At 66.0% G+C, this 26,556-nt stretch carries 29 protein-coding genes; 23 read left to right on the plus strand and 6 right to left on the minus strand.

Annotated features, from left to right (window positions below):
* From IEX43_RS16940 to IEX43_RS16965, 6 genes are all read left to right on the plus strand, one after another.
* The coding region (locus tag IEX43_RS16940; RefSeq protein WP_188812871.1) for a lipoyl synthase at positions 1–645 on the plus strand (645 nt) is incomplete at its 5' end.
* Between the two features lie 53 nt (positions 646–698).
* Positions 699–1,532, plus strand: a complete 834-nt coding sequence (locus IEX43_RS16945; protein ID WP_188812873.1) for a methylenetetrahydrofolate reductase — start codon at positions 699–701, stop codon at positions 1,530–1,532.
* Positions 1,522–3,012 carry a D-serine/D-alanine/glycine transporter gene (gene cycA, locus IEX43_RS16950; RefSeq protein ID WP_229666513.1) on the plus strand — a complete coding sequence of 497 codons (1,491 nt, stop codon included), beginning with the start codon at positions 1,522–1,524 and terminating at the stop codon, positions 3,010–3,012. Before IEX43_RS16945 ends, cycA begins: the two co-directional genes overlap by 11 nt.
* Positions 3,009–3,929 (plus strand): formyltetrahydrofolate deformylase, encoded by a 921-nt coding sequence (gene purU / locus IEX43_RS16955; RefSeq protein ID WP_188812875.1) that lies wholly within the window; start codon positions 3,009–3,011, stop codon positions 3,927–3,929. The genes cycA and purU overlap by 4 nt, the downstream gene beginning before the upstream one ends.
* 5 nt (positions 3,930–3,934) lie before the next feature.
* Entirely contained in the window at positions 3,935–4,153 is a 219-nt protein-coding gene (locus tag IEX43_RS16960; protein ID WP_188812878.1) for a hypothetical protein, read from the plus strand.
* Positions 4,154–4,196: 43 nt separating this feature from the next.
* Complete coding sequence (locus IEX43_RS16965; protein WP_188812879.1) at positions 4,197–4,427, plus strand: hypothetical protein; 231 nt, start codon at positions 4,197–4,199, stop codon at positions 4,425–4,427.
* Between the two features lie 9 nt (positions 4,428–4,436).
* Here IEX43_RS16965 and IEX43_RS16970 read toward each other — a convergent pair whose 3' ends face one another.
* The 3 genes from IEX43_RS16970 to IEX43_RS16980 all read right to left on the minus strand — a co-directional run bounded on the left by IEX43_RS16970 (position 4,437) and on the right by IEX43_RS16980 (position 5,834).
* The gene (locus tag IEX43_RS16970; RefSeq protein WP_188812881.1) at positions 4,437–4,601 is read right to left on the minus strand and encodes a hypothetical protein; all 165 of its coding nucleotides are present in this window, start codon (positions 4,599–4,601) and stop codon (positions 4,437–4,439) included.
* Positions 4,602–4,853: 252 nt separating this feature from the next.
* Positions 4,854–5,276, minus strand: coding sequence for a universal stress protein (locus IEX43_RS16975; protein WP_188812883.1), 423 nt, complete (start codon positions 5,274–5,276; stop codon positions 4,854–4,856).
* 48 nt (positions 5,277–5,324) lie between these two features.
* Complete coding sequence (locus tag IEX43_RS16980) at positions 5,325–5,834, minus strand: hypothetical protein (protein WP_188812885.1); 510 nt, start codon at positions 5,832–5,834, stop codon at positions 5,325–5,327.
* A gap of 229 nt (positions 5,835–6,063) precedes the next feature.
* On the opposite strand from IEX43_RS16980, the gene IEX43_RS16985 reads away from it, so the two are divergent.
* The 3 genes from IEX43_RS16985 to IEX43_RS16995 all read left to right on the plus strand — a co-directional run bounded on the left by IEX43_RS16985 (position 6,064) and on the right by IEX43_RS16995 (position 8,798).
* Positions 6,064–7,272 (plus strand): aspartate transaminase, encoded by a 1,209-nt coding sequence (locus IEX43_RS16985; protein WP_188812887.1) that lies wholly within the window; start codon positions 6,064–6,066, stop codon positions 7,270–7,272.
* A gap of 27 nt (positions 7,273–7,299) precedes the next feature.
* Positions 7,300–7,977 carry a 4-carboxy-4-hydroxy-2-oxoadipate aldolase/oxaloacetate decarboxylase gene (locus tag IEX43_RS16990; RefSeq protein WP_188812889.1) on the plus strand — a complete coding sequence of 226 codons (678 nt, stop codon included), beginning with the start codon at positions 7,300–7,302 and terminating at the stop codon, positions 7,975–7,977.
* Between the two features lie 95 nt (positions 7,978–8,072).
* A complete protein-coding gene (locus IEX43_RS16995) occupies positions 8,073–8,798 on the plus strand; it encodes an AAA family ATPase (protein ID WP_188812891.1) in 726 nt (241 codons plus the stop codon).
* A 392-nt stretch (positions 8,799–9,190) separates the two neighbouring features.
* Here IEX43_RS16995 and IEX43_RS17000 read toward each other — a convergent pair whose 3' ends face one another.
* Positions 9,191–10,111 (minus strand): LysR substrate-binding domain-containing protein, encoded by a 921-nt coding sequence (locus tag IEX43_RS17000; protein ID WP_188812893.1) that lies wholly within the window; start codon positions 10,109–10,111, stop codon positions 9,191–9,193.
* Positions 10,112–10,423: 312 nt separating this feature from the next.
* On the opposite strand from IEX43_RS17000, the gene IEX43_RS17005 reads away from it, so the two are divergent.
* The 12 genes from IEX43_RS17005 to IEX43_RS17060 all read left to right on the plus strand — a co-directional run bounded on the left by IEX43_RS17005 (position 10,424) and on the right by IEX43_RS17060 (position 22,317).
* A complete protein-coding gene (locus tag IEX43_RS17005; protein WP_141000423.1) occupies positions 10,424–11,509 on the plus strand; it encodes an ABC transporter substrate-binding protein in 1,086 nt (361 codons plus the stop codon).
* A gap of 49 nt (positions 11,510–11,558) precedes the next feature.
* On the plus strand, positions 11,559–12,683 hold the full coding sequence (locus tag IEX43_RS17010; RefSeq protein ID WP_188812895.1) for an ABC transporter ATP-binding protein: 1,125 nt from the start codon (positions 11,559–11,561) through the stop codon (positions 12,681–12,683).
* Entirely contained in the window at positions 12,680–13,600 is a 921-nt protein-coding gene (locus IEX43_RS17015) for an ABC transporter permease (RefSeq protein ID WP_188812897.1), read from the plus strand. Before IEX43_RS17010 ends, IEX43_RS17015 begins: the two co-directional genes overlap by 4 nt.
* Positions 13,601–13,602: 2 nt before the next feature.
* Positions 13,603–14,433, plus strand: coding sequence for an ABC transporter permease (locus IEX43_RS17020; RefSeq protein ID WP_188812899.1), 831 nt, complete (start codon positions 13,603–13,605; stop codon positions 14,431–14,433).
* A gap of 298 nt (positions 14,434–14,731) precedes the next feature.
* Entirely contained in the window at positions 14,732–15,520 is a 789-nt protein-coding gene (locus IEX43_RS17025) for a LamB/YcsF family protein (protein WP_188812901.1), read from the plus strand.
* 1 nt (position 15,521) lies between these two features.
* Positions 15,522–16,253, plus strand: coding sequence for a 5-oxoprolinase subunit B family protein (locus IEX43_RS17030; protein ID WP_188812903.1), 732 nt, complete (start codon positions 15,522–15,524; stop codon positions 16,251–16,253).
* Entirely contained in the window at positions 16,250–17,263 is a 1,014-nt protein-coding gene (locus tag IEX43_RS17035) for a 5-oxoprolinase subunit C family protein (RefSeq protein WP_188812905.1), read from the plus strand. The genes IEX43_RS17030 and IEX43_RS17035 overlap by 4 nt, the downstream gene beginning before the upstream one ends.
* Positions 17,264–17,319: 56 nt before the next feature.
* The gene (locus tag IEX43_RS17040) at positions 17,320–18,660 is read left to right on the plus strand and encodes an MFS transporter (RefSeq protein WP_188812907.1); all 1,341 of its coding nucleotides are present in this window, start codon (positions 17,320–17,322) and stop codon (positions 18,658–18,660) included.
* Positions 18,661–18,725: 65 nt separating this feature from the next.
* Complete coding sequence (locus IEX43_RS17045) at positions 18,726–19,475, plus strand: SDR family oxidoreductase (RefSeq protein ID WP_188731576.1); 750 nt, start codon at positions 18,726–18,728, stop codon at positions 19,473–19,475.
* Between the two features lie 36 nt (positions 19,476–19,511).
* Positions 19,512–20,456, plus strand: a complete 945-nt coding sequence (locus IEX43_RS17050) for a 2-hydroxyacid dehydrogenase (RefSeq protein WP_188812909.1) — start codon at positions 19,512–19,514, stop codon at positions 20,454–20,456.
* Positions 20,453–21,223, plus strand: a complete 771-nt coding sequence (locus tag IEX43_RS17055; protein ID WP_188812911.1) for an SDR family oxidoreductase — start codon at positions 20,453–20,455, stop codon at positions 21,221–21,223. Before IEX43_RS17050 ends, IEX43_RS17055 begins: the two co-directional genes overlap by 4 nt.
* On the plus strand, positions 21,223–22,317 hold the full coding sequence (locus IEX43_RS17060) for an L-idonate 5-dehydrogenase (protein WP_188812912.1): 1,095 nt from the start codon (positions 21,223–21,225) through the stop codon (positions 22,315–22,317). Before IEX43_RS17055 ends, IEX43_RS17060 begins: the two co-directional genes overlap by 1 nt.
* Before the next feature lie 65 nt (positions 22,318–22,382).
* Here IEX43_RS17060 and IEX43_RS17065 read toward each other — a convergent pair whose 3' ends face one another.
* Both IEX43_RS17065 and IEX43_RS17070 read right to left on the minus strand, forming a co-directional pair.
* Positions 22,383–24,092, minus strand: coding sequence for a DUF5671 domain-containing protein (locus IEX43_RS17065; RefSeq protein ID WP_188812914.1), 1,710 nt, complete (start codon positions 24,090–24,092; stop codon positions 22,383–22,385).
* Entirely contained in the window at positions 24,089–24,553 is a 465-nt protein-coding gene (locus tag IEX43_RS17070) for a hypothetical protein (RefSeq protein ID WP_104189438.1), read from the minus strand. Before IEX43_RS17070 ends, IEX43_RS17065 begins: the two co-directional genes overlap by 4 nt.
* Positions 24,554–24,691: 138 nt before the next feature.
* On the opposite strand from IEX43_RS17070, the gene IEX43_RS17075 reads away from it, so the two are divergent.
* On the plus strand, positions 24,692–25,375 hold the full coding sequence (locus tag IEX43_RS17075; RefSeq protein WP_229666514.1) for an NADPH-dependent F420 reductase: 684 nt from the start codon (positions 24,692–24,694) through the stop codon (positions 25,373–25,375).
* A complete protein-coding gene (locus IEX43_RS17080; RefSeq protein WP_188812916.1) occupies positions 25,375–26,520 on the plus strand; it encodes a luciferase domain-containing protein in 1,146 nt (381 codons plus the stop codon). Before IEX43_RS17075 ends, IEX43_RS17080 begins: the two co-directional genes overlap by 1 nt.
* The last annotated feature ends 36 nt before the right edge of the window (positions 26,521–26,556 follow it).

Here is a 26,556-nt window from a genome sequence, read left to right on the forward strand (position 1 = left end):
GGCGTGGCCCGCGACGACCTCGAAGACGAGGGCGTGTGGCTGTACGCCGAAACGGTCCGGAAGATCCACGAGCTGAACCCCGGCACCGGCGTTGAACTGCTGATCCCGGACTTCTCCGGCAAACCCGGGCACATCAAAGCGATCTGCGATTCAAAACCTGAAGTGTTCGCGCACAACGTGGAGACCGTGCCGCGGATCTTCAAGCGGATCCGCCCGGCGTTCCGGTACGAGCGGTCCCTGGATGTGATCACGCAGGGCCGGAACCTGGGCATGGTGACCAAGTCCAACCTGATCCTGGGCATGGGCGAGACCCGCGAGGAGATCTCCGAGGCCCTGCGGGACCTGCATGAGGCCGGCTGCGACCTGATCACCATCACCCAGTACCTGCGCCCGAGTGAGCGGCACCTGCCGGTGGACCGGTGGGTCAAGCCGCAGGAATTCGTGGACCTCCAGGACGAGGCCACCGAGATCGGGTTCCTCGGCGTCATGTCCGGACCCCTGGTCCGTTCCTCCTACCGCGCCGGCCGGCTCTGGGCCACCGCGATGCGGAAGAAAGGCTGGGACATCCCCGCCGAACTCGCCCACATCGAGTCCTCCGGCAGCACCCGCCAGGAAGCCAGCTCACTCATCGCCAACACTGCGTGAGGCGGAACAGCCAGCGCTGAATCTCTCTGAAAACTGAAGCAAAGACAGGACCAATGATGTTCCCCGTCAGAATCGAAATCATTCCCTCCGAGGGAATCGTTGAGCAGGTCCGGGCCCGGGTGTCCGCGGCCACGCCGCTGAGCGTCACCTGCCTGCCGCACCACGGCATCGAGCGGACCATGCGCACCGCCGTGGAGCTGAGCGACGCGGGCTACCAGGTGGTCCCGCACCTCGCCGCCCGGGGCATCCGCAGCCGTGCAGAGCTCACCGAGATCATCCGCGGCTGCGATGCTGCGGGAATCCGTGAAGTCTTCGTCATTGGGGGAGACCGGAAGCAGCCTGCGGGCACCTACGACTCGGCGCTTCCGGTCCTCGAGGACATCGCCCAGTACACCAGCGGAATGATGCGCGTGGGCGTGGCCGGCTACCCGGAGGGCCACCCGCTGGTCAGCCCCCTGGACCTGCTGGACGGGCTGCTGGCCAAGCAGCACCTTGCCTCGCACGTGGTCACTCAGATGTGCTTTTCCGCCGGAAAGATCCACGACTACGCCGCGCTCCTGCGCCGCGAAGGCGTCCACCTGCCCCTCTGGGCGGGCGTGGCGGGGTCCGTCCCGCGGACCAAGCTGGTGGCACTCGCCACGCAGATCGGCGTCGGAAGTTCCCTGAGGTTCCTTAGCCGCAAGGGCCCGCTGGCCCGCAAACTCCTCAGCGGCGACCGGTACTCACCGGACTCCCTGGTGGCCGGGCTCGAAAACACGCCCGGCACCATCGCCGGCATCCACCTTTACAGCTTCAACAGCCTCGATGCGGTCCCCAACGATGCGGCCGCTTCTTCCCCTTCCGCACTCCAGACAGCTTTGATCCGAGGAGCAGCACGTGACAACTAGCCCTGTGACAACCCACCAGGAGCCGCATCTCGAGCGGCAGCTCACCAACAGGCACATCCAGCTGATCGCCATTGGCGGCGCCATCGGCACCGGCCTGTTCATGGGCTCGGGCAAAACCATTTCCGCAGCCGGACCATCGGTCATTTTTGTCTACATGATCATCGGCTTCATGCTGTTCTTCGTCATGCGGGCCATGGGCGAACTGCTGCTGAGCAACCTGAACTACAAGTCCTTCAGCGACTTCGCGGCGGACCTCCTGGGCCCCTGGGCGGGCTTCTTCACGGGCTGGACCTACTGGTTCTGCTGGGTGATCACCGGCATCGCGGACGTGATCGCTATAGCCGGCTACTCCAAGGAACTCTGGCCCGGCCTGCAGCTGTGGATCCCGGGGCTGGCCACGGTGGCCATTCTCCTGCTCCTGAACCTGGTGACGGTCAAGGCGTTCGGCGAGACCGAATTCTGGTTCGCGCTGATCAAGATCATCGCCATCGCGGCGCTGATCATCGTGGGCATGTTCATGATCTTCACCGGTTTCCAGTCCGACGCCGGCCCTGCCACCTTCACGAATTTGTGGAGCCACGGCGGGATGTTCCCGAACGAGTTCATGGGTTTTGTGGCCGGCTTCCAGATCGCGGTGTTCGCGTTCGTAGGCATTGAGCTGGTGGGCACCACAGCCGCCGAAGCGAAGGACCCGGAGAAGAACCTGCCCCGGGCCATCAACTCCATCCCCATCCGCGTGCTGCTCTTTTACGTGGGCGCCCTGATCATCCTGATGTCCGTCACCCCGTGGACCCAGTTCCAGGCCGGCCACAGCCCGTTCATCGCCATGTTCTCCCTGGCCGGCCTTGGTGCCGCCGCCACCGTGGTGAACCTGGTGGTGCTCAGCTCGGCCATGTCCTCGGCCAACTCCGGCATCTACTCCACCTCCCGCATGGTCTACGGCCTGGCACAGGAGGGGGACGCGCCGTCGGTCTTCCGCCACCTGTCCGCCCGCAAGGTCCCGCAGAACGCCCTGTTCCTCTCCTGCGTCCTGCTGCTTTCCGGCGTCATCCTGATGTACGCGGGCCAGGACATCGGCAAGGCCTTCGAAATGGTCACCACCGTCTCCGCCGTCTGTTTCGTCTTTGTCTGGTCCATCATCCTGGCCAGCTACCTGGCATTCCGGCGCCGGCGCTCCCACCTGCACGAGGCGTCCAAATACCGGATGCCCGGCGGGGTTCCCATGGTGTGGGTGGTGTTCGCATTCTTCGCCTTCGTCCTGTGGGCGCTGACCACGCAGGAGGACACCCTGCTGGCGCTGCTGGTCACGCCGGTGTGGTTCCTCATCCTCGGTGCCGCCTGGCTGGTGCTGCGCCGCCGCCCCGCGCACCTGGCCCGGTACGCCACGTTCAAGTCCGAGCTTGCCCAGGACCTGGATACCGAGGCGTCCGCAATTGACCGCGACTTTGACGACGCGTTGAACGATGGAGTGAAGAAATGAGCACGGTACCGGACACAACCCTCCCCAGCTCCCCGGCAGGTGCCGCGGCGCAGGACCAGCCAACCGCCGTCGAGCATGTCCTGACGGTTGACTGCGTGGAGTCACCCGGCATTGTCCACGCGATCTCGGAATTCCTGCTGCAGCAGGGGTGCGACATCATCGACATCAAGCAGTACGGGGACAAAGCGCAGGGGCACTTCTTTATGCGCGTGCACTTCGCCTCGGCGCAGGAACGGCAGAGTACCGGGGACCTGCGCCGCGGCTTCGCGCACGTTGCGGAGAAGTGGCAGATGAACTGGCAGCTGGAGCCGCACGGCCGGAAGCGCCGCGTGCTGGTGATGGTGTCCAAGATGGGCCACTGCCTCAACGACCTGCTGTTCCGCGCCCGCACCGGCGATATCCCGGTGGAGATCGTCGCCGTCGTCTCCAACCACCGCGACCAGGAAGGCCTGGTCCAGTGGCACGGCATCCCGTTCTTCCACGTGCCGGTCACCAGGGACACCAAGGCCGACGCCGAAGCCCGGCTCCTGGAGCTCGTGGACGCGTTCGACGTCGAACTCGTGGTCCTGGCCCGGTACATGCAGGTGCTCAGCGATGAGCTCTCGGCCAGGCTTGCGGGCAAAACCATCAACATCCACCACTCGTTCCTGCCGAGCTTCAAGGGTGCCAAGCCCTACCACCAGGCGTATGAACGCGGCGTAAAGACGGTCGGAGCCACCGCGCACTACGTCAACGCGGAGCTGGATGAGGGGCCGATCATCTCCCAGCAGGTCATCGAGGTGGACCACACGTATACGGCCGATGACCTGGTGGCCGTGGGCCGGGACGCAGAGTGCGTGGCCCTCCGGAACGCCGTCCGCTGGCACTGCGAGGGCAGGATCCTGCTGCTGGGCAACCGGACCGTGGTCCTGCGGTAGGCGCCATGAAACCGAGCGAACCACACAGCTGGCGGCGGGTGTCCTGGAACGCGCTGCCCGCGGGCCAGCCGGTGCGCCTCTCGCAGGACGGGCAGGCCATCGGCTGCGGCGTGGTGGACGGGACCACACCGGACGGCTCCATCATCTGGGTGGTCCTGGACGGCTGGCGCGAGCGCCGGATGTTCCACCGGGAGGACTTCGTCAAGGTGGAGATCAAGGGCTAGGCACGGCTGTTGACCGTTCCCGCGCAACCGGCAACGATGAAGTATGACTGACACCGCAGATGCCCCTTCTGGCGACGACGGCGCGGAGGAGGTTGCTGGCGTGGAGACGGTGGAGAGCATCGCGGACGAGATCCGTGACGAGATCCGCCTGGGCCACGTCCAGGACGACGTAAGCCACGTGCTCGAGGAACGCTTCGACGAGGCGGGCATCAGCCTGCGTCCAGAGGCCGTGGACGACCTTGCCGAGGACATCGAGAAGGATGCCTCGACCTAGGAATCCAGGCTAGGGCCAGTCGGCCAGGCGAAACTGCACGGGCTGCCGGATGCCGACCAGGAGGTCGCCGGTCCACTCGGCGACTGTGCGCTGCCGGCCCTCCAACGGATCCGAAATATCGGGCTGCTGAACATCCTCGCGGGCAGTCTGCGTAGCGTCGTCCGAGCGTTCCATGTATCCCCCTTGGCGTGCTGTTGAAGCTAACCGTAGGCAGGCCGGGACGGCAACGGAAGAGGGTTTATCTATCGACGGGATAAACTTGGCAAATCTTGAGCAAGAGGCGCATAAAGCAAGCGGACGACGGCGGGAGGTCCCGCCGTCGTCCGCTGTCCTTTTGCCCCGCTGCGGGAGTTTTTGTCCAGATATGCAGGGCTTAAGGCCCTTCAACCCTGCGTATCTGGACAAAAACTCTAAGGGTGGGGAGGGCTAGTCGTCGTAGGTGTTGGCGATGTAGACGTCGCACGGTGCGTTGTGCGCCACGCTGTTTGCCACGCTGCCGAGGAGCCGGCCGATGCCGCGCATGCGCCGGTTGCCGACGACGATCAGCCGGGCGTCGAGGCGCATGGCTTCCTTGATGAGGGCGTCAGCGGGCTTGCCGCGGGCGGCGAAGTAGCTGATCTCCACTCCCGGCCGCGTCTCGCCGAGGGATTTGGCGACCGTTTCGGCAGCCTCGGAGTTCCAGACCTTCACTTCATCCGAGCCGACGCCGAAGGTCTCGGACCGGTCCGAGTCGAATGCGGTGACGATGTGGAGGGAACCTCCCAGCGACTTTGCGAGGCCCAGCGCCACTTCCGCAGCCTTCCGTGCTGACGGGCTGCCGTCCACACCTACAACAACTACTCCGCTCATGCTTTGCTCCTTCGTTCTGTGTCCGTGGTTCAACGTCCACTGGCCAGTCTAGAGAAGTCCGGGCTGAAGACCCCACGTCATTTTGCGGATGTCCCCACTTTGCAGTCCGCTCACCGCGGCGAGCTCGAAGTCATCCATGATGCCGAGGCGGCGGGCGCAGGCCAGGAGGCTCAGCCGCCGCTCCTCCAGGGCAGCCTTTGCTTCTCCGAGTTCGGCCAGCTCCAACTTCAGCCCCACGATGACAGCCAACTGCTGATCAGGGTGTGCCCCGGACGGCAGCAGGTCATCAAAGGACAGGCCGATGGTGCGGATGGTCCAGCGGGAAAGCCCTGCAGCCTCGGCCAGGCGCGTCACCTTGATCCCGTCCCGGAGCGCCTGCGCGATGTGCTGGTTCAGGCGGACGGAGAGCGGACGGCTGCTGCTGGCGTTGAAGGCGATGCGCTGCCGGTTCGCCTTGAGCAGCCTGCGGAGCTTGTCCGCCTGCCGGGCGGCCGGGTCGGGTTTCGGCATTCCGCGGTAGCGGTAGTAACCGGCATCGTCCTGATGCGTAACGCTCACGATCACTCCTCGGTTCGGTGTGCCGCTGAACGGGCCGACGTACCTAGAAGGCTAGGCAGTAAGGCTCCGGGGCGGAAATACCAATAGTGCGTGGACCCATAACCGGAACGTGTGGGTGGGCCAGCCATAAGGGACGCTTATCCGCCCACGCACTTTAGGTCTTATCCACAGCAGCGGGATTTCCCTAGTGTCGAAGGAAACGAGCTCCTGACTCCCCTAGGAAGAGACCATGCCAGAATTTGTACCTGCCTCGCGGGTATCCCGCATCAAGTCCTCGGCCAGCGTGGCCGCCGCGGCCCGGGTGCGTGAGCTGAAGGCGGAAGGACGCCGCATCCTTGACCTGACAGTCGGCGAGCCGGACTTCGACACCCCGGAACACATCAAGGCGGCCGCCGTGGAGGCCATCACCCGCGGCGAAACCAAGTACACGTCCGTCACTGGAACTCCTGCACTGCAGCAGGCCATCCTCAAAACCCTCGAACTGCGCACGGGCCTGCACTACGCGCCGGCTGAGATCACCATCGGCGGAGGAGCCAAGCAGGTCATCTTCACCGCTTTCATGGCCTCCCTCAACGCCGGTGACGAAGTGATTGTCCCCGCCCCCTACTGGGTTTCGTACCCGGACATGGTGCTTGCCAACGACGGCACTCCCGTCGTGGTTCCCTGCGGCGAGGACTCCGGATTCAAGCTCACACCCGAGGCGCTTGCCGGTGCCATCACCGGCCGGACCAAGTGGGTCATCCTCAACGCACCGTCCAACCCCACCGGCGCCGTGTACTCCCGTGCCGAACTGCGGGCGCTCGCCGACGTCCTTGCCGTTCACCCGCACGTCTCTGTCCTTGCGGACGAAATCTATGACCAGATCTACTTCGGCGAAGGCAAGCTGGCCAGCCTGGTGGAGGTGGCCCCGGAACTCAAGGACCGGGTCCTGGCCGTCAACGGCGTGTCCAAGGCCTACGCCATGACCGGCTGGCGGCTGGGATACGCTGCCGGGCCGGCGCCGCTGATTGCCGCCATCAACAAGCTGCAGTCGCAGATTTCCTCCTGCCCGTCTTCCGTGAGCCAGGCCGCCGCTGCTGCCGCACTCACCGGCAGCCAGGACTTCGTCCGGGACAGCGTGGAGACCTACCGCAAACGGCGGGACACCGCCGTCGCCGCCCTGAACGCCGTTGACGGCCTGTCATGCACGACGCCGGACGGCGCCTTCTACACGTACGTGAACTGTGCGGGGGTCATCGGCAAAACAACGCCCGAAGGACAGGTCATCAGTAACGACCAGGACTTCACCCTCTACCTGCTTGATGCAGCCTCCGTGGCTGTGATCCAGGGCTCCGCTTACGGCCTGGGCCCGTACTTCCGGATCTCCTACGCAACCAGCCTGGACGTCATCGAGGAATCCATCGCTGCCATCGACAAGGCCGTCCAAGCCCTCACCTGACCCAACCCCACCGAAGGAAACAACGCCGTGATCCACGTCAAAACCACCATCGACCGCCCCAGCGCCGACGCCGTCAGCCGGCTGGCGAAGTTCTCGTCAGCCACCATCCACGAGGCACAGGGCCGTAGGGGCGCACTGAGCTCCCGCATCAAGCCCATCGACAGGTCCATGTCCTTCTGCGGCCCCGCCACCACCGTCCGCTGCGCACCGCGTGACAACCTGATGCTCCAGGTGGCCATCCACTACGCCCAGCCCGGGGACGTCATCCTGGCTTCCGCTGGGGAATACGAGGAAGCCGGGACGTTCGGCGACGTCCTGGGCAACGCCATGAAGGCCAAGGGCCTGGCCGGCCTGGTGACGGACTCCGGTGTCCGCGACACCCAGGACCTCATTGAACTCGGACTGCCCGTCTTTTCCGGCAGCGTGTCCATCAAGGGCACGGTCAAGGAGACCATTGGCCCCATCAACCACCCGGTGGTCTTTGGTGACGAAATCATCTATCCCGGTGACGTCCTGCGGGGCGACGCCGATGGTGTGGTGGTGGTCCGCAGGGACGAGATCGAGGAGGTCATCCGCCTCTCCCAGGAACGTGACGACGCCGAGCGTGACCTCATTGACCTGTACAAGGCAGGCGGCACCACCATCGATCTCTGCAACCTCACGGACGTCCTGAAGGCCAAGGGCCTGCTGGTGGAACAGGCCTAGCTGGGCTCTCCATCAGAGCACGAGCGTCAGCCGCCGGCCGGGCAATGGCCGGCGGCCTGCGCTTTCCCCGCCGCGCCGGCTGCGAGAATGGGCGCATGCCCCTCGACAGATTTCCGATCCGCCGGCTGGAAGAGGATCCATCCAACGTCCTTGACCGTCGGCAGTGGCCGGCAGTCCTGCCGCCGGTGGCACAGGTACTGGACGACGGGCTCGAACTGACGTCAGCCACCGTCCTGGTGGGCGAGAACGGTTCAGGGAAATCAACGATCGTGGAAGCGATAGCCCTGGCGTACGGTTTGTCTCCCGAAGGCGGGTCAACCGGTGCGCGGCACAGCACCAGGGCCAGTGAATCCCTGCTGGCCGATCACCTGCAGCTTGTCAGGAATGCGGGCACCACCAGGCGCGGTTACTTCCTGCGGGCCGAAACAATGCATGGCTTCTTTACCTACCTGGAGAAAAATCCCAGCACCTCGGGCCGGGACGATATCCGCTTCCACGACATGTCCCACGGGGAGTCGTTCCTGGGACTCGCGATCAACAGATTCCGCGGGCGGGGGCTGTGGGTGCTGGATGAGCCGGAGTCCGCATTGTCCTTCAGCGGGTGCCTGAGCCTCCTCGGAGTCCTGAAAGACCTCCTGGCGTCCGGGGAATCCCAGGTGATCATGTCCACGCACTCGCCGGTTCTTGCGGCCCTTCCGGGAGCCCGGATCCTGGAAGTAGGGCCGTGGGGACTACGCCCTCGGGGCTGGGAGGAGCTGGACCTCGTGGGCAGCTGGCGGTCGTTCCTTGATGCACCCCAGCGGTACCTCCGGCACCTCTAGTCCAGGCCGGAGCAGTGGGACCGTGCGGCCTACTGCGCGGGCAGTGGATACTCCGGCGGACCGAATGACGCATCCTCCAGGTGCCACACGGTGGACCCCCGGCCGCCGGCCGGCATGATGCTGCCTTCGAACACAAACACAGGCTCAACGGACCGGTCCTCCGGCCGCCAAAAACCATTGGCGGGGCAATGGAATCCGGTTCTGGCCATCAAACCCGGGCTTTTACCCGAATTTCTCCCCAAGGTGTTTATCTTTTTCACGGCGCGCTCCCATTGATCCGCACAAAAATTAATTCGCCGCAATTGTCCGGCTTTTCTTAGATTCTAGGATCGGCGGAGCGGGAATACTAAGACCAATGATGAGTGACGCGATAAGTGGAACCTATGGACCAGCTACCGTGAATATTTGCTGCTGAGCATTTCCTGCAGCATTTCCTTCACTACGAGCAGGACCGCGGACGCCGCCTCGGACAGCGGGTCATGATCGGGGGTGCACAGCGCAATCTTGCACTGCAACGCCGGATCCACAATGCGCAGCACCTGGAAGTCCTCCTCGTGGAACAGGGCGTCCGCAGCCGACTTGGGCATGATGGTGGCACCAAGATCGGCCCGCAGCAGCCGGGCAAGGGAGGGGACGGACTCCACTTCCCCCACCAGCCGGAGCTTCAGGCCCTTGCTGGCGAAGCCGGCCTCCACCGCCTGGCGCAGGGTGTGGATCTGCTCGGGCAGGAACAGCCCGTGGCGGGCCACCTCCTCAAGGGTGATGCCGCCGTCGGCCTGCTGCACCCCTGCCCTGCCCGCGTTGACCACGAAGTGCAGGTCCTCCACGATCATCGTGGTGAACTGCACGCCGCGGATAGGGCCGGGCTCGTAGATGAGTGCCATGTCCAGGCGGCCGTTCTTGATGGCCTCGCTGAGCACGCCGCCGTAGATTTCCGTGACGTGCAGGACGATGTCCGGGTACCGGCTGGCCACCTCGCTGATGATCCGCGGCGTCAGGCTTGAAGCCATGCTGTAGGGCGCAATCGCAATTGACACGCGGCCGGATGGTGCCGCCCCGGACCTGGCGACGTCCTGCCGTGCCTGGTCCACCAGCCGCAGGATGGACTGGGCATGCCGGTACAGCGTGTGCCCGGCGGCGGTGGGCTTTACCCCCTGCTTGCTGCGGATCAGCAGGCGCTGCTTGAGGTCGTTCTCAAGCGCCGAAACCTGCTGGCTCAGGGCCGGCTGGGCCACATGCAGCGCTGCCGCGGCCTTGGTGATGCTTCCTGAATCCACAATCTGCACGAAGTACGCAAGCTTCCGCGTATCCATGGCCGCCTTCTCTCTTTGCGGCGTCCTGAACCCCTAAAGGTCATAACCGGATGCTATGGAGGGATACGCAACTGGTCTTTGTGTGATGCATATCTCTGACACTAGGTTGAACCCAGAACGCTATTTCATGAGCAATTCATTCTACCCCGGCCAGGCATGCGATTTAACGATGACGTCAGACGCGTTCTGCATAAAGCCGGTGTTTACCGGAATAGGCGTTTTCTTTTACATATCCGAAATATGCACTCAATAGCTTCAAAGCATCCAAGGGTCCGCTACCAGCCCGGATTCTTCTTGAGAAAGAGACAGCAAATGCGAGCAACTATCAAAGGCAAAATGGCGGCCGTGGCCGCCCTCTCCGCAGCGGTTCTGGTCCTTTCCGGCTGCGGGGGCGGCAGCGAGGCAGCCGGCAGCGGCGGAAGCGCCACCTCGGGCGAGGTAAACCTCATTGCCTACTCGGGTGTCTGGCAGGACCAGTACACCGCTGCAGTGATCGAACCCTTCCAGGCCAAGTACCCGGACATCAAGATCAACTACGCCTCCAAGCGGTCTTCCGCCGAAATGCTCAGCGCCCTCCAGGGCCAGAAGAACAACCCCGCTACCGACGTCGCCATCATGGACAACTCCGTGTCCACCACCGGCAACAAGCAGGGCCTGTTCGAGAAGGTAGACGAGGAAAGCGTCCCGAACCTTGCCAACGTCCCGGAAAAGTTCCAGGACAAGGAAGGGTACGGACCGGTGGCGATGCTCGACGCCGTAGGCCTGGTGTACGACACCGCCACGTTCCCCGAGGCCCCGGACAGCTGGAAGGTCCTCTGGGACCCGGCCTACGCCGGCAAGATCAACGTCAACGCCCCGCCCTCCCTGCTGGGCCTGTCCCTGACCGCCATCACCTCCAAGATGGAGGGCGAGGACTACACCCAGGGCATTGACTCCGCCGTGACCCGCCTCAAGGAAATGGCGCCCGGCGTCCAGACGTTCGCACCCAACCCGGACGAATACCAGAACGTCATCACCGGCCAGACCGTCCTTGGCCTTGGCCAGAACGCCCGCGGCCAGTTCTACAGCGACCAGAGCAACAAGAAGATGGGCGTCACCTTCCCCAAGGAAGGCACCGTCTACCAGATCAACACCATCAACCTGGTGAAGGACGCCCCGCACTCCGAGGCTGCCAAGACCTTCGTTGACTACGCACTGTCCGCAGAGGCACAGACGGCCTTCGCCAAGGCACTGTTTTACGCACCCTCCGTCACCAATGCGGAACTGCCCGCCGATGTGAAGGACCGCGTAGTTCCCACCGACGGCTCCCTCAACATCGTCCCGCTGGACGTCGAATTCCTGTCCTCGGCCCGCGACAAGTGGACCGACACCTGGAAGCGCCAGATCATCACCAACTAGCGCCTGCCGGCGCCCCCTCCCCAACTTCCCCTTCAGGAGAACTGAAACCGTGACTGAACCCAAACTGTCGATCGTTGATCTGACCAAAAGATACGCAGCAGATCTTGACCCCGCCGTCGACCGCCTGAACATGGAAGTTGAGGAGGGGCACCTGGTGGCACTCCTCGGCCCGTCCGGCTGCGGCAAGACCACCACCCTCCGGATGGTTGCCGGCCTCATGGACCCCACCGCCGGCTCCATCGTGGTGGACGGCAAGGAAATCACCCACACCCCGGTGAACAAGCGCGGCATGGGCATGGTGTTCCAGTCCTACGCCCTGTTCCCGCACATGAATGTGGAGCAAAACGTGGCGTTCGGCCTGGAAATGCGCCAGGTTTCCAAGGCTGAGCAGAAGGCACGGGTGGCGGCCGCCCTGGACATGGTCCAGCTGGGCCACCTCGGCAAGCGGCAGACCAAGGAGCTTTCCGGCGGCCAGCAGCAGCGGATCGCCCTGGCCCGCGCCCTGGTGGTGGAGCCCACCCTGCTCCTCCTGGATGAACCCCTGTCCAACCTGGATGCCAAACTCCGCGAAACCATGCGCACCGAAATCCGATCCATCCAGCAGCGCACCCGGGCAACCACGCTCTTCGTCACGCACGACCAGGACGAGGCCCTGGACATGGCTGACCGGATCGCCGTGATGAACGGCGGCCTGATCGAACAGTTCGGCTCGCCCACCGAGGTGTACGAGCGGCCGCGCACGCATTTCGTCGCCAACTTCATTGGCCAGGCCAACTTCCTGGCCGCCCGCGTCGGCGCGGAAACGGGACGGGCCAACCTGGCAGGCGAAAGCTACTACAAGGTGGACGTGGACGGCCTGGGCCGGTTCGGCGCCATTGGGTCCGCCGGCCTGTCAGGCAGCAGCCACGAACTGGTCATCCGCCCGCACCGGCTCAATGTGTCCCTGCACCCCGGCGCAGCGCAGGCACCACTCGCCGGCACCATTGAACGGGTCAGCTACACCGGCGATGCGCTTGCCGTCGCGGTCCGCGTCGGGGACCAGCAGCTGCACGCGCAGATGCTGACCAGCAGCGGCGACCTGCCCCGCATCGGAGACGCCGCCTACCTCTCCTGGGCGGCCGACGACGCCTACCTCCTCCCAGCAGCCGCCCAGCCGGGGAGGCTGGCAGCATGACGGTCCTGGAAGCCCCCGCCGCGCCGGAACGGCCCAGGGCCCAGGACGAGGGGCAGCTCGAACGGGCCACCGAGCGGCGAAACCGGCGCACCTACCTGGCGCTGCTGCTTCCGGGCCTGCTCGGCCTGCTGGTCAGCTTCGTCTTCCCGCTGGCGTACATGGTCCGGATGTCCTTCAACCAGGGCGCACCGGACGGCGTCATCGTCGAGACGTTCACCCTGGACACCTACATCCAGCCCCTCACCGACCCCTACTACTGGCGGGTCACGCTGGACACCTTCCAGATGGGCGTCACCGTCGGCATCCTCTGCGTCATCGTGTCCTACCCGGTGGCCCTCTTCCTCGCACGGAGCACCAGCAAATGGCGCGGCCTGCTCATCGCCATCGCCATCGCCCCGCTGCTCACCTCCGCCGTGGTCCGCACCTACGGGTGGATGGTCATCCTGGGAACCAACGGGCTGATCAACTCCTCGCTCGGCGGCCTGGGCCTGATCGACACACCCCTGAAGCTCACCAACAACATGACCGGCGTGACCATCGGCCTGGTGGAAATCTTCATGCCGTACGCAATCCTTGCCATGATCTCCGGGTTCGGCAGGCTAAGCCCCCAGCTTGAAGAGGCCGCCGGTTCCCTCGGAGCCAGCAAATTCAAAGTCTTCACCCGGGTAACACTGCCGCTGTGCCTTCCCGGCCTCCTGACGGCGTTCCTGCTGGTCTTCGTCCTCTCCATCAGCACCTTCATCACCCCGCGGCTCCTGGGCGGCGGCAGCGTGCAGGTGCTGGCCACCGAGATCTACGACCAGACCACCGGCTTGCTCAACTGGCCGTTCGCCGCCGCCCTGTCCGTCATCCTGCTGGTGCTCTTCGGCCTGATCATCGCCGTCTACCAGCGCCTCACCAAGAAAATCGGAGGCTGACCGTGAGCAGTGCCAACGCAAGCAGCGCCAAAGTCTTCAAACCGCGCTTCAACCCCGCCAAACCCGCCTTCGGCGCGCTGGTGTTCCTGCTGTACCTGTTCCTGCTGGCACCGCTCCTCATTGTGTTTGTGGTGTCCTTCGCGTCCAACCAGTACCTGTCCTTCCCGCCGGAGGGGATCACCCTGAAGTGGTACGAGATGCTGCCCCAGGAAAGCACATTCATGGAGGGCATGAAGGTCAGCCTGATCGTGGCCGTCATCGTCACGCTCATTGTCCTCGCGCTGGGTGTGCCGGCGGCGCTCGCGCTGGACAGGTTCGAATTCAAGGCCAAGGCCGCCGTGCAGTCGTTCTTCCTCTCGCCGCTGCTGATCCCCAGCATCGTCCTTGCCCTGGGCATGGTGCTGCTCTTCGGTCCGTTGGAACTGAACAACACCTACGCCGGCATCATCATCGGCCACGTGGCTATCACCATCCCGTTTGTCATCAGGACCACCCTGATGAGCCTGGCCACGACGGACACGTCCTGTGAGGCGGCCGCACGCATCCTGGGCGCCGACTCCTGGACGGTGTTCCGCCGCGTGACCCTTCCCATCATCCAGCCGGGCGTGATCGCCGGCGGCGTCATCGCCTTCATCGTCTCCTTCGATGAAGCCGTGATCTCACTGTTCGTGGCCGAATCAGGCCTGCCAACCCTCCCCGTGCAGGTGCTGAGGTACGTGGAAAACTCCGCGGACGCCGCCGTCGCAGCCCTCTCCGTGATCCTCATCCTCATCTCTCTTGCCGTGGTGGTGGTCGTGGAACGCGTCATGGGACTGCGCAAAGCCCTGCGCTGACTCCTCCTGCCCGTACAACCAAACAGTCCCGCCCGTACAACCAAACAGTCCTGCCCGGTCCGCACCAGCGGGCCGGGCAGGACGCCGTCCAGAAGAGGCACAGGTCATAACCGGCACCTATCCCGTGACACCGATTACGTCTTTGTGTGATCAAAGTCCCGGTGCCAGACTTTTTCTACAAGCCCGGTAATCCGGGCCCGGGACCGCAGCCCCATCCGGCTGGTCCACAGACTTCCGCTTCCGGCAGCTGCCGCTTCCCCTGGCCAGCGCCGCGCCACCACCCCCAAGGAGGGCTCACATGGGACCCATCGTTGATCTCGTTGCAGATCTTGGAGAAGGCTTCGGCACGTACTCCATGGGCGACGACGCGGCCCTCCTGGAAGTAGTGTCCAGCGCTAACATCGCCTGCGGCTTCCATGCAGGGGACCCGGACATCATGAACACCACGGTCGCCGAGTGCGTGCGCCGCGGCGTCAGCATCGGTGCCCACCCCAGTTTCCCGGACCTGCGCGGCTTCGGCCGGCGCACCATGGACCTCACCGCTGAGGAAGTCCGCAACGACGTCCTGTACCAGTTCGGAGCCCTCGGCGCCTTCGCCGCCTACCATGGCGCCGCCGTCGTGCACCTCGCACCGCACGGACGCCTGGGCAACCTCGTAGCCACCCGGCCCGACTATGCCCAGGCCGTGGCGGACGCCGCAGCACGCGTCAGCCCGGACCTCATTGTCCTGGCCCAGGACGGCGAGCTTGCAGACGCCGCAAAAGCGCGCCAGCTGCCCGTGGGCATTGTGGGCATCGCAGACCGCGCCTACGAGGCGGACGGCACCCTGGTGCCACGCAGCCGCCCCGGCGCCGTCATCCACGATGCCTCCGCCATCGTGGACCGCACCATCCGCATGGTCTGCGAGGGCGTGATCGAAACCGTCGCCGGAACCGACCTGCCGATCGTCGCCGACACCATCCTGCTCCACGGGGACACTCCGGGCGCGGTCCGGCTGGCACGCCAGGTCCGCAGCGAACTGGAGCGCGCCGGTGTGACCATCGCCCCGCTCGCCCAGGTCCTGGCCGCCAAAGTGGAAGCCGCCTGACATGCCCGCCGTTTCCACACCAGCGCTGCCTCCGGTGGAGGTCTTCGAATCCGGGGACGCTGCCCTGCGCGTCGTCGCATCTTCCGCGGACCGGGAGGCCAACTGGGCCACCGTCCATGCCCTTGCCGAGTGGCTGGACGCCGCCGGAGCCGACGGCGTCCACGGCGCGGTGCCGACGTACGACTCCCTGCTCGTGGAGTTCGACCCCGGCGTCACCTCCGCCCGCCAGGTCCGGGCCTTCGTACTGCTGGGCCTGCGCCAGCTCGAATTCACCGGCGCGCCCGCCCGCGCCCCCCGCGAGTTCAGCGTCCCGGTGGTCTACGGCGGCGAGTACGGACCCGACCTGGAACGCGTAGCTGAACAGCAGCAGCTGTCAGTCGAGGAAATCATCACGCTGCACACGGCCAAGTCCTACGTGATCCGCTGCCTGGGCGCACCCGCCGGATCGCCCATGATGGACGGCCCCGACTTCCCGCTGCCGGTCCCGCGTCTCAAGGACCCCCGCCTCTCCGTCCCTGCCGGGGCTGTGTCCGTGGCCGGCCGCCAGGCAGTGATCGCCCCCGCGGCCGCACCCGGCGGATGGTGCGTCATTGGCCAGACCCCGCTCACCGTCCTCGACGCAGCGGCCGAACCGCTGGTTCCCTACGTCCCCGGCGACGTGCTGCGGTTCCACCGGATCCCGCCGGAGGACTTCGCCACGTACGCCGGCCGGAAACTGGAGGCAGCACGATGAACGGTTCCCTGGTCATCCAGCAGCCCGGCAACTCCGTGGTCACGGACCTTGGCCGCTTCCGGGGACCCCGGTTCGGGCTGCCCGTGAACGGCGCGCTGGACCAGTTCTCGGCCCGGGCGGCGAACATCCTCGCCGGCAACGCGGACAACTCACCGCTCCTGGAAATCACTGCCCTCGACTTCCGGATGCGCGCCACCACGGACATCCTGATCGCCGTCACGGGAACGCCCCTGCACCTCACAGTGGGCGGGCGCGAGTGCCAGCAGTGGGAGCCAGTGTCCGTGCGGGCGGGGGAAACAGTGGCGCTGCGCCGGCTCGACGGCGGCCTCCGGGCCTACGTAGCGGTCCACGGCTCAGTGCACGCGCCGGTCCTCCTGGGCAGCTGCGCGCCGGACACCGTGGTGGGATTCGGGCTTCGGCTTACGGAAGGCACGGAACTGAGGACCTTCAAGAGCGTCCCGCCCATCCGGCAGCCGTACTTCGACCTGCCGCTGTTCCGCCTGGGCCTGACCCGCCCGGAGTTCCACAGCACCGCAGTGGTGGATGTGACGGACGGCCCCGATGTGGACGAATTCGGCGGGACCGCGGACCTGCTCTACAGCACCGAGTACACCGTCAGCGGCCGGAGCAACCACATCGGGCTGCGGCTGGGAGGGGCACTTCCGGAACGCCAGTCCACCGCCGAGGTGCTGTCCAGGGGAGTCCCGGTCGGAGCCATCGAGGTGCCCTCCCGGGAGGAACTCCTGGTTCTGCACCGTGGACGCGGGGTAACCGCCGGCTACCCCGTCCTGGCCGTGGTGACCAGCCGCTCGCTGGACGTCCTGGCGCAGGCCCGGCCCGGCCACAAGATCACGTTCCGCAAAACCACCGTCCCGGAGGCAACAGCGAAACATCGGGCAGCGCTGAGGGAACTGGAAACCCTCCGCTCCACGGTGGGCACCGTTTTCTCCCTCCTCGGCGTGGGAGGTCCCCCGGGCCCGCCCCGGCTTGCACCCGCCGCCGGAAGCTGAAGACTCTCGCTTCCCCCGAAAAGCATTGTTACCATCCCCTTTAAGTAAGGAACGCCATGTCCACCTCAACGCATGCGGCCCAGCCGCACCAGGAGCGGCTCAGCAGCAAGCAGACCCGCAAGGTCGTCACGGCCGGCTGCGTCGGCATTTTCGTGGAACTTTATGACAACGGCATCTTCGCCTTTATGGCCGGAACGCTTGCCCTCGTCTTCCTGGCCCCCGGAAACCCGGACAACGCACTCCTGTTTGTCTTCGCCGGCTACGCCGTCTCCTTCTTCGTGCGCCCCCTCGGCGCCGTCGTCTGCGGTTACCTCGGTGACCGGATCGGGCGGCAGAAGCTCCTGGTGTTTGTCATCCTGCTGATCAGCGTTGCGACCGCGGGCATCGGCCTGCTGCCGCCGTACGCGGCCATCGGCGTCGCGGCCCCCATCCTGCTCGTACTGCTCCGCATGCTCCAGGGCTTTTCCGTTGGCGGTGAAGCTGCAGGCGCAATGACCTTCCTCGCCGAGCACGCTCCCGAGGGCAAGCGCGGCGTCATCACCTCATACGCCCAGATCGCCTCCTTCGCAGCCCTCCTGACCGGCACCCTGGTTGCCTACTCCATGTCCCCCTGGCTCACCCAGGAAGCGATCGACGGCGGTGGCTTTGGGTCATTCGCTTGGCGTATCCCGTTCCTGGTGGCCATCCCCATGGGCATCATCGGCTGGTACATCCGCAAAGCCATCAGTGACACCCCCAACTTCGAAAAGCTCAAGGAAGAAGGCGGGCTGTCCGCCAACCCGCTCAAGGAGGCTTTTGCCTCGCCCGAGCACCGCCGCGCCATGCTGCTGGCACTCTTCATCCCGCTGATGAACGGCTCCGGCTACTACGTCCTGTTCTCCTACATGCCCACGTTCCTCAAGGGCAAGCAGCTGAACTTCACCATCGGCGAGGCCCTGCTGGTCACCGCCTGCAGCCTGGTGGCCATCTGCATCGCCATCCCCTTCATGGGCGCGCTCTCGGACCGCATCGGCCGCAAGAAGGTCATCGCCGGTTCCGCCATCGCCATGGCCGTCCTGGGCATCCCTTCGTACGCGCTGATTGCCACCGGCGAGATGGCACTGGCCATTTTGGGCGCCTCCATCATGGCAGTGGTCTTCGCCGGGCACACGGCAGTCATCCACATCCTCATCGTGGAGCTCTTCCCCACCCGCGTCCGGTACTCGGCCTACGGCCTGGGCTACAACATCTCGTCCGCACTCTTTGGCGGCACCGCGCCGCTGCTGATGACCTGGCTGATCTCGTCCACGGGCAACATCTACATGCCCGCGTTCTACGCCGTGATCACCGCGCTGGGCACCCTTGCCGCGGTCAGCACGGTCAAGGACAGGGCGCACCTGCCGCTCCGCGACGCCTGACTTTCCACTTTCCCGAATTTCCGCTACCTGCGCAGCACGCTGCTGCACCTTCCTAGGAGACCTGCATGTCCTTTTCCGACTACTCAACGGCCCTCGTCACCGGTGCCTCCACCGGCATGGGCGCCGCGATCGCCGAACGCCTAACAAAGCGCGGACTCACCGTCCACGCCCTGGCCCGCAACGAGGACCGCCTGAAGGAACTCGCGGACAAAACCGGCGCTGTGCCCCACGTGGTGGACCTGACGGACACCGCGGCGCTGGCCGCCGCCGTCGGGAACCTCCAGGTGGATGTCCTGGTGAACTGCGCCGGAGTGTCCCGGCCCGGCAACATCCTGGACTCCAGCGAGAGCGACATCGACGAGCTGGTGGACGTCAACCTCCGCGGCCTGCTCCAGCTGACCCGGCTGGTCCTGCCCGGGATGGTGGAACGCGACCTGGGGCACGTCATCAACGTCAGCTCGATCGCCGGCACCTACAACTTCTACGGCCACACGGTGTACCACGCCACCAAGGCCGCGGTGCACCAGGTCTCCCGGCAGCTCCGCAACGACACTGTGGGCAAGCGCATCCGCGTCACCGAAATCTGCCCGGGACGCGTGGAGACTGAGATCTTCGGCCGGAACATGGGCGGCACGCCCGAGGCAATGGAGGAGGCATGGAAGACCTACTACGAGGGGTATGAATCGCTCACCACCGATGACATCGTCAACGCCATGGATTACGCCATCGAAACACCCCGGCACGTGAATGTTGGCATGCTGGAGCTTATGCCCACCTTCCAGGTCCCCGGCGGCCTGACTTTCGACCGCCGCTAGCCCCAGCACTCCCGCCCCAGATTGATAGGTCTTCCCATGCAAACAGTCCGTACCGTCAGCTTCCCCGACCAGCAGCTCCTGGACGATCTCTCACCCCTGCCCGAAGGGCTGCAGGGAGTGGTCTGGGACCTGGAGACAGATCCCGACGACGGGACGCTGCCTGAGATCGACGGCGTCATCCTGCCGTACATCAATGCCGGCGCCGTCCTGGGATCCCTCGCCAAGGTACCCGGCCTGAAGTACGTACAGACCCAGTCCACCGGATACGACGGCGTGATTGAGGCTGCCGGGCCGGCCGCGGGCGTGGCGAGCGCGTCCGGAGTCCACGCGGCGGCGACGGCGGAGCTCGCCATCGGGCTCATCCTGGCCAAGCTGCGCGGCATCGACCAGGCGGTCCGGGACCAGCAACACGGCCTCTGGCGGCCGGAGCGGCGCCAGTCCCTGGCGGACCGGCGGGTGCTGCTGGTGGGCGTGGGCGGGATCGGGCAGGAGGTGGCCCGCCGGCTTGAGCCGTTCGAGGTCACCGTCACCCGGGTGGGCAGTTCGGCCCGTGCTGATGAACACGGCGAAGTCCACGCATCCTCGGAACTGACAGCGCTGGCCGCCACGCACGACATCCTGGTGTCGGTACTGCCCCTGAACGGGCACACCCACCAGCTGATCGGCGAAGAGGTCCTGGCTGCCCTGCCGGATGGCGCCCTGGTGGTGAACGTGGGCCGCGGCTCCGTGGTGGACACCGCAGCCCTGACCAAGGAGGTCCTGTCGGGGCGCCTGCAGTGCGCCATCGACGTCGTCGATCCTGAGCCCCTGCCGCAGGACCATCCGCTGTGGTCCACGCCCAACGCGCTGATCACTCCCCACGTGGGCGGCAACGCCTCGGCGTTCCAGCCGCGGATCCTCAGACTCCTCCGGAAGCAGCTCGAGGCGCTCGCCGCGGGCCAGTCCCCGGCCAACCTGGTGCAGGCAGGTCCCTTCGCATGAGTTCACTTTTTGACCTGACCGGGCGGGTTGCGCTGGTCACCGGTTCCAGCCGGGGGATTGGCAACGCGCTGGCGCGGGCGCTGGCCGACGCCGGGGCCACGGTGGTGCTGAACGGCATCAACGGGGAGCGGCTCAAGGATGCCGCTGCCGCGATGGCTGCCGACTTCGCGCCCGGGCGGGTGCACAGCGTCGCCTTCGACGTCACGAGCGACGCCGAGGCCGCCCGCGGGGTTGCTTGGGTGGAGGATCACGTGGGGCCGCTGGAGGTCCTGGTGAACAACGCGGGCATCCAACACCGGGTGCCCATGCTGGACCTGGACGTGAAGGACTGGGAACGGGTGATTTCCACGGACCTGACCAGCGCCTTCCTGGTGGGACGCGAGGCTGCGCGCTTCATGATCCCGCGCGGGCACGGCAAGATCATCAACATCTGTTCCGTGCAGACAGACCTTGCCCGCCCCACCATCGCCCCCTACATCGCGGCGAAGGGCGGGCTGCGGAACCTGACCCGTGCCATGACGGCAGAGTGGGCGGCGTCCGGGCTGCAGATCAACGGGATCGCTCCGGGGTACATCCACACGGAGATGACCCAGAACCTGGTGGACGACGAGCAGTTCAACTCCTGGATCCTGGGCCGCACCCCGGCCAACCGGTGGGGGACAGTGCAGGACCTTGCCGGACCCGCCGTGTGGCTGGCGTCCCGGGGCTCGGACTTCGTCAACGGACAGACCATCTTTATCGACGGCGGAATGACGGTGGTGGTCTGATGGCAAGGCCAACAACGCCCACGACCACAACCCTTCCCGTCACCGGCCCGGCCGTGGTGGCCCATGCCGCGGGGGACCTGCGGATCGACGAACTGACCCTTGCTTCACCCGCCCCGGATGAAGCCGTGATTGAGGTGCACTACGGAGGCATCTGCGGCTCGGACCTGCACTACTGGCTGCACGGCGCCGCCGGTGAATCGATCCTGAAGGCGCCCCTGGTGCTCGGGCATGAGATCTCGGGGACCGTGGTCCGGGCCGCAGCAGACGGAACCGGACCCGCCGCCGGTACTGCGGTGGCGGTCCACCCGGCAACACCAGGCCCCGGTGCTGCACGGTATCCGGCGGACAGGCCCAACCTTTCGCCGGGCTGCACCTACCTGGGGAGTGCAGCGCGTTTTCCGCACAGGGACGGCGCGTTCAGCCGGTACGTGAACCTCCCCACGCGGATGCTCCGGACGCTGCCGGAGGGCATCGGCCTGCGCACTGCGGCCCTGATCGAGCCCGCAGCCGTGGCGTGGCACGCCGTGGCGAGGGCGGGGAACGTTGCCGGGAAGACCGCGCTGGTGATCGGCAGCGGCCCCATCGGTGCCCTGGCCGTGGCGGTCCTGAAACGCGCCGGAGCGAGCCGCATTACCGCCGTCGACATGCATGAAAAGCCGCTGGACATCGCCAAGGCCGTAGGGGCGGACCAGGTGATCACCGCCGGTGATGCCGAGGCGATCGCCGCTGTCGAGGCCGACGTCGTGATTGAATCCTCCGGCAACCACCACGGCCTCGCCTCCGCTATCCAGGGCGCAACCCGCGGCGGCACCGTGGTGATGGTGGGGCTGCTGCCCACCGGACCGCAGCCGGTGCTGATCTCCCTGGCCATCACCCGGGAACTGGAGCTCAAGGGTTCCTTCCGCTTCAATGACGAGATCGACGACGTTATTGCCGCCCTGGCAGACGGCTCACTGCAGATCGACCCCGTCATCACGCATGAATACCCCGTCGGGGAAGCCCTGGAAGCCTTCAGCGTGGCGCGCAACTCGGCCGAGTCCGGGAAAGTGCTGCTGAGCTTCGGCGAAACCCACCCAGCCTCCGCCTCCGCCTAGAGTTTTTGTCCAGATATGCAGGGATAAGTGCCGCTGAAGCCTGCATATCTGGACAAAAACTCCCGCTATTTTGGCGGGCTGTGCAGGGGTATGACTTCCAGCCTGCTGTGCCCCACGAGTACCAGTACGTGCTGCGCCGTGACTCCGTCCAGGGCGGCCGCCACCTGGCTCACCGTTTCAGCCGGAGCTTGAGAAGCTTCCCCCGCTGAATCTGCACTGGCCGCTGGAAGGGCCGGGCCGCCGTCGTCCGCCCGCAGCCAGACGGTGACCCTGGCACCGCCCGTTGCCTCGGCAATGCCACGTGCCAAAGCCTCGGGGTCCGCGTGCTGCCCCATGACCAGGGTGAGCTGCTCGATGGTCCGTTTCCTGGCTGGCTGGGCGGCCGCGAGGAGGGCGCGGTCGTGCCGCCACAGGGCGAAGTGGTACCCGGCCACAAGGGCGGCTGCCACCAGGAGCCCGAACGGTGCGCGGATGCGGTCCAGGAGGCTGCCGCCCGTGACGTCCCCCAGCAGGAACTCGAAGACCCGGTAGCCGATGACCAGGAGCGTTATGAGTGCCACCACGGCGCTGACGCCAAAGAACGCGATGAGGTACACGCGGCGTCCGGGCGGGATGGCGTCGGCGGCCTGCGGCTGGTTCCGGGGCTTCCACGCCAGCCACCAGACCGGCCCGCCCACCAGGAGGGAACTGATGCCGCCAAGGAGCAGTGTCCGCGTTGCACCTCCCGCCAGCGGAGACACTGCGGCTGCCAGCAGTGCGTTCACCACAACGCCCACCCCGGATGCCGAAGCAGCCAGGGCAACCGCGGACGTCACCAGGAGGCTTGCACGCATGGTGGCGGGGGAACGGCGGATGGACGCGGTGCGGTGGTAGCGCCACACCAGCGCCCCCACGAGTGTGGCGGCCACGGCCGGAGCCAGTGGCTCCAGCAGTTCGTTCATGGGATCGTCCCGGTCGAACGCCAGCCGCAGGAGCACAAACAGGACCACGCCGGCCCCGCCGAGGGCGGTGATGCCGGCCGCGAAAACGCCGACGATGATCATGATGCTGTCAACCAGGTTGGTCTGGAAGCGGCGCCCGCCTTCCCGGAACCAGTGCCACCACCAGACCACGGTTCCGCCCGCCGCCCACACCAGCGAGCGGAGCACGGAGTACCACCAGGGCTCAACGGTCACCGTCAGGGGGAAGCCGCGGACAGCGACGTCGAGCAGGCCGCTGAGCGCGGCGATGCCGGCGCCGGCCCCGAGCAGCAGGCCAAACACTGAGCCGACGACGGCCCTCACGTCGTCCAGGTGGACGGTGGGCTTCCGGGGGTGCTTCCACATCCACCGGTGCCACGCCCAGATGGCCGCCCAGACGACGGCGTTGGCAAGCGCCGGCGCCCAGTCACTGTCCCGCCGTCCTATGAGTGACGCCGCCATCCCCAGCAGCGAGGTGGTGAAGATGATCAGGGAAACCCCGTACATGGCGGTGATGTAGAGGCCCCACCCGGCGGACCTGCGCTCTGCCTCGTCGTCGAGCCTGCGCCAAACGAACCACCACAGAAGCAGGGCGAGCGGACCGCCGATCAGGGTGAAGGCCAGGGACCGGGCGAGTCCGGCCACGTCCGTGGATGCCAGCACAGCCCCTGACGTGAAGAGCCGGTCCAGCAGTCCGCTGAGGCCACTGGCGGCAATCACCACCAGAGCGAAGAGCAGGGCGTACTGGATGAGCCGGCGCAGCGTCACCTGGGCGAGTCCCGCCGGTAAAACGGTCAGGCCTGCCGGGGCGCTCATGGTTTGACCTGTGTTCCGGTGCATGCCATGAGCTGGTACGGCGCCTGGCTGATCTTCCAGTCTCCGTCCGCCTTCACCAGGGAGAAGATGTCTTCCATCTCGTACTCGGAGGGGCCGAAGGGGCCGTCCTGGGACGAGTTGACGATCGAGACCCGCACGGTGGCTGACTGGTCCCGCTCCGACGTGGACACCAGGACTACCCGGGCGGGCCGGGGCTCACCGAAGTACGAGCCGCGGCAGATGGTGCGGGCTGAATCCGTGAGGTATGTTTCGGCAGTTGCGAGGTCGCCGTCGATCACTGCGGAGCTGTACCGCTGGACAACTCCGGCAGGGCTGGCCTCATCGAGGGGTTCCGGATCTCCGCGGGAGAACACCACGGCGAGGGCCACCACCACCAGCAGGCCGATGACCCCCAGCAGCACGAGGAGGATCCGGTCCGGTTTTCGCGCTGCATCAGTCATGGCGCCAGTATGCACTTTCGGCACGACATTTGCTGGTGTCTTTCGGCCCAAAAATAAATGCTTGACAGTTCAACTAAACGCACGTACATTTAGTTGTAGCTTCAACTAGTAATCCGCAAACCGGCAGAACAGAATCCCATGACAAACCTCCTGGCCCGCATCTTTGGAAAGAAGAACCCCATGACTGACATCACCATCATCGGCAACGGCAACATGGCCCGCGGCATCGCAACCAGGGCCCTGGCAGCGAACAAGACCGTCGAGATCCTCAGCCAGGATGCGGGCAAGGCCCAGGCCCTCGCGGCTGAACTGGGTGCCGGCGTCACCTCCGGCACCACGGCGCAGGATCCCCGGGGCGGCATTGTTGTCCTCGCCGTGCCCTTTGATGCCGCCAAGTCCGTCGTCAGCACCTACGGCGCAGCGCTCGCAGGCAAGACCATCGTGGACATCACCAACCCGGTGAACTTTGAAACCTTCGATTCCCTGGTGGTTGAGCCGGGGACGTCCGCCGCAGAGGAAATCGCTGCGCTGGCACCGTCCAGTGCAAGCGTCGTCAAGGCCTTCAACACCACCTTCGCCGGCACCCTGGTGGCCGGGGAGTCGGACGGCCAGCCCCTCGACGTCTTCATCGCAGGCGACGACGACGCAGCCGCCCGTGCGGTCAGCGGCTTTGTCAGCGCCGCCGGAATGCGCCCCCTGGTTGTAGGACCGCTCAAGCGTGCCCGCGAGCTCGAGGGCTTCCAGTTCGTCCTGATGACCCTGCAGGCCAACCCTGAATTCGCAGACTTCAACTGGGACACCGGGCTCAAGGTCACCAACTAATGAACATCCCGCACGTGGTGGCGACCGCCGGATCGTCGGATCCGGCGCAGCCGCTGGTGGTGTTGCTGCACGGCAGGGGTTCGAATGAACGCGAGATCATCGGCCTTGCAGAGCACCTGCCCACCGGTCCGGCCTATGCGGCTGTGCGGGCTCCGATAGCTGAAGGTGGCGGCTACGCCTGGTTCCAGAACCGTGGCATCGGCAGGCCTGTCGAGGAGTCCCTGCGCGAAACAATGGCCTGGTTCCGGAGCTGGCTTGACGCCGCTGCTGCGGCCGGCCGGCCCGTGGTGCTGGTGGGATTCAGCGGGGGAGCGGCGTTCGCAGGCGGCCTGCTGCTTTCCGATCCGCAGCGCTTTGCCGGCGCGGCGATCCTGTACGGCACCCTGCCCTTCGACGCAGGGGTGCCCCTTTCTGTGGCTCGCCTGGCCGGGGTGCCCGTCTTCGTTGCGCAGGGCGAGCGGGACCGGATTATCCCGGCAGACCTGCTGCGGCGGACGTGGGATTACCTCCTCACGGACTCCGCCGCCCCAGCCTATGCCCGCCGCGATCCGGGTGGTCACGGAATCACGGGTGAGACGCTGGCCGAGCTCGGCGGCTGGATCCGTGAACGGCTTGCGTTCCTTGCCCGGTCGCGCGCCAATGGCGGCACTGACGTGAAGGCCGTGTGGACCGGGATGCGGGAGGAGAGCCTGCCGCTTCGTGTTGGACATCGTCCGCAGGTGTCATGGACTATTCCGCAGGAACAGCGAAGCGACAACGCGCCGCGGGAGTTGCAGGACAAACTGCTGTCCCGCATCAGCACGCTGGCCGGTGTTTCCACCCGGCAGTCTGCCATTTCGGTGCCCGGAGCCACGGGGCTCATGCTGGGCCCCGCTCCTTCTGCGACTCCGGACGGTTTCCTGGTGCCGTCCGTGGGGGAGTTCGCCCATCAGCATCCGGCCCACGACGGCTCACTCCACGTTGCCTTGCCCTCGGTGCTGGCCGCGGAGGCGGTAGCGAAGGGCTGGGCGGTTGCCCATCCACTGGCCGGCGTCCGGCTCGCCCGTGGCATGGTCCTGGTTTATGGTCCCCGCGACGACAGTGAACTTGAGGCGGTTGCAGCCATCGTCCAGACCAGCCACTACTACGCCACACTGCAGGTCTGACGGCCTTGGACCGGGCCGGCACCGGCGGGCCAGGCT

This window comes from Pseudarthrobacter polychromogenes (genome assembly GCF_014644495.1).
GTDB classification, from domain to species: Bacteria; Actinomycetota; Actinomycetes; order Actinomycetales; family Micrococcaceae; genus Arthrobacter; species Arthrobacter polychromogenes.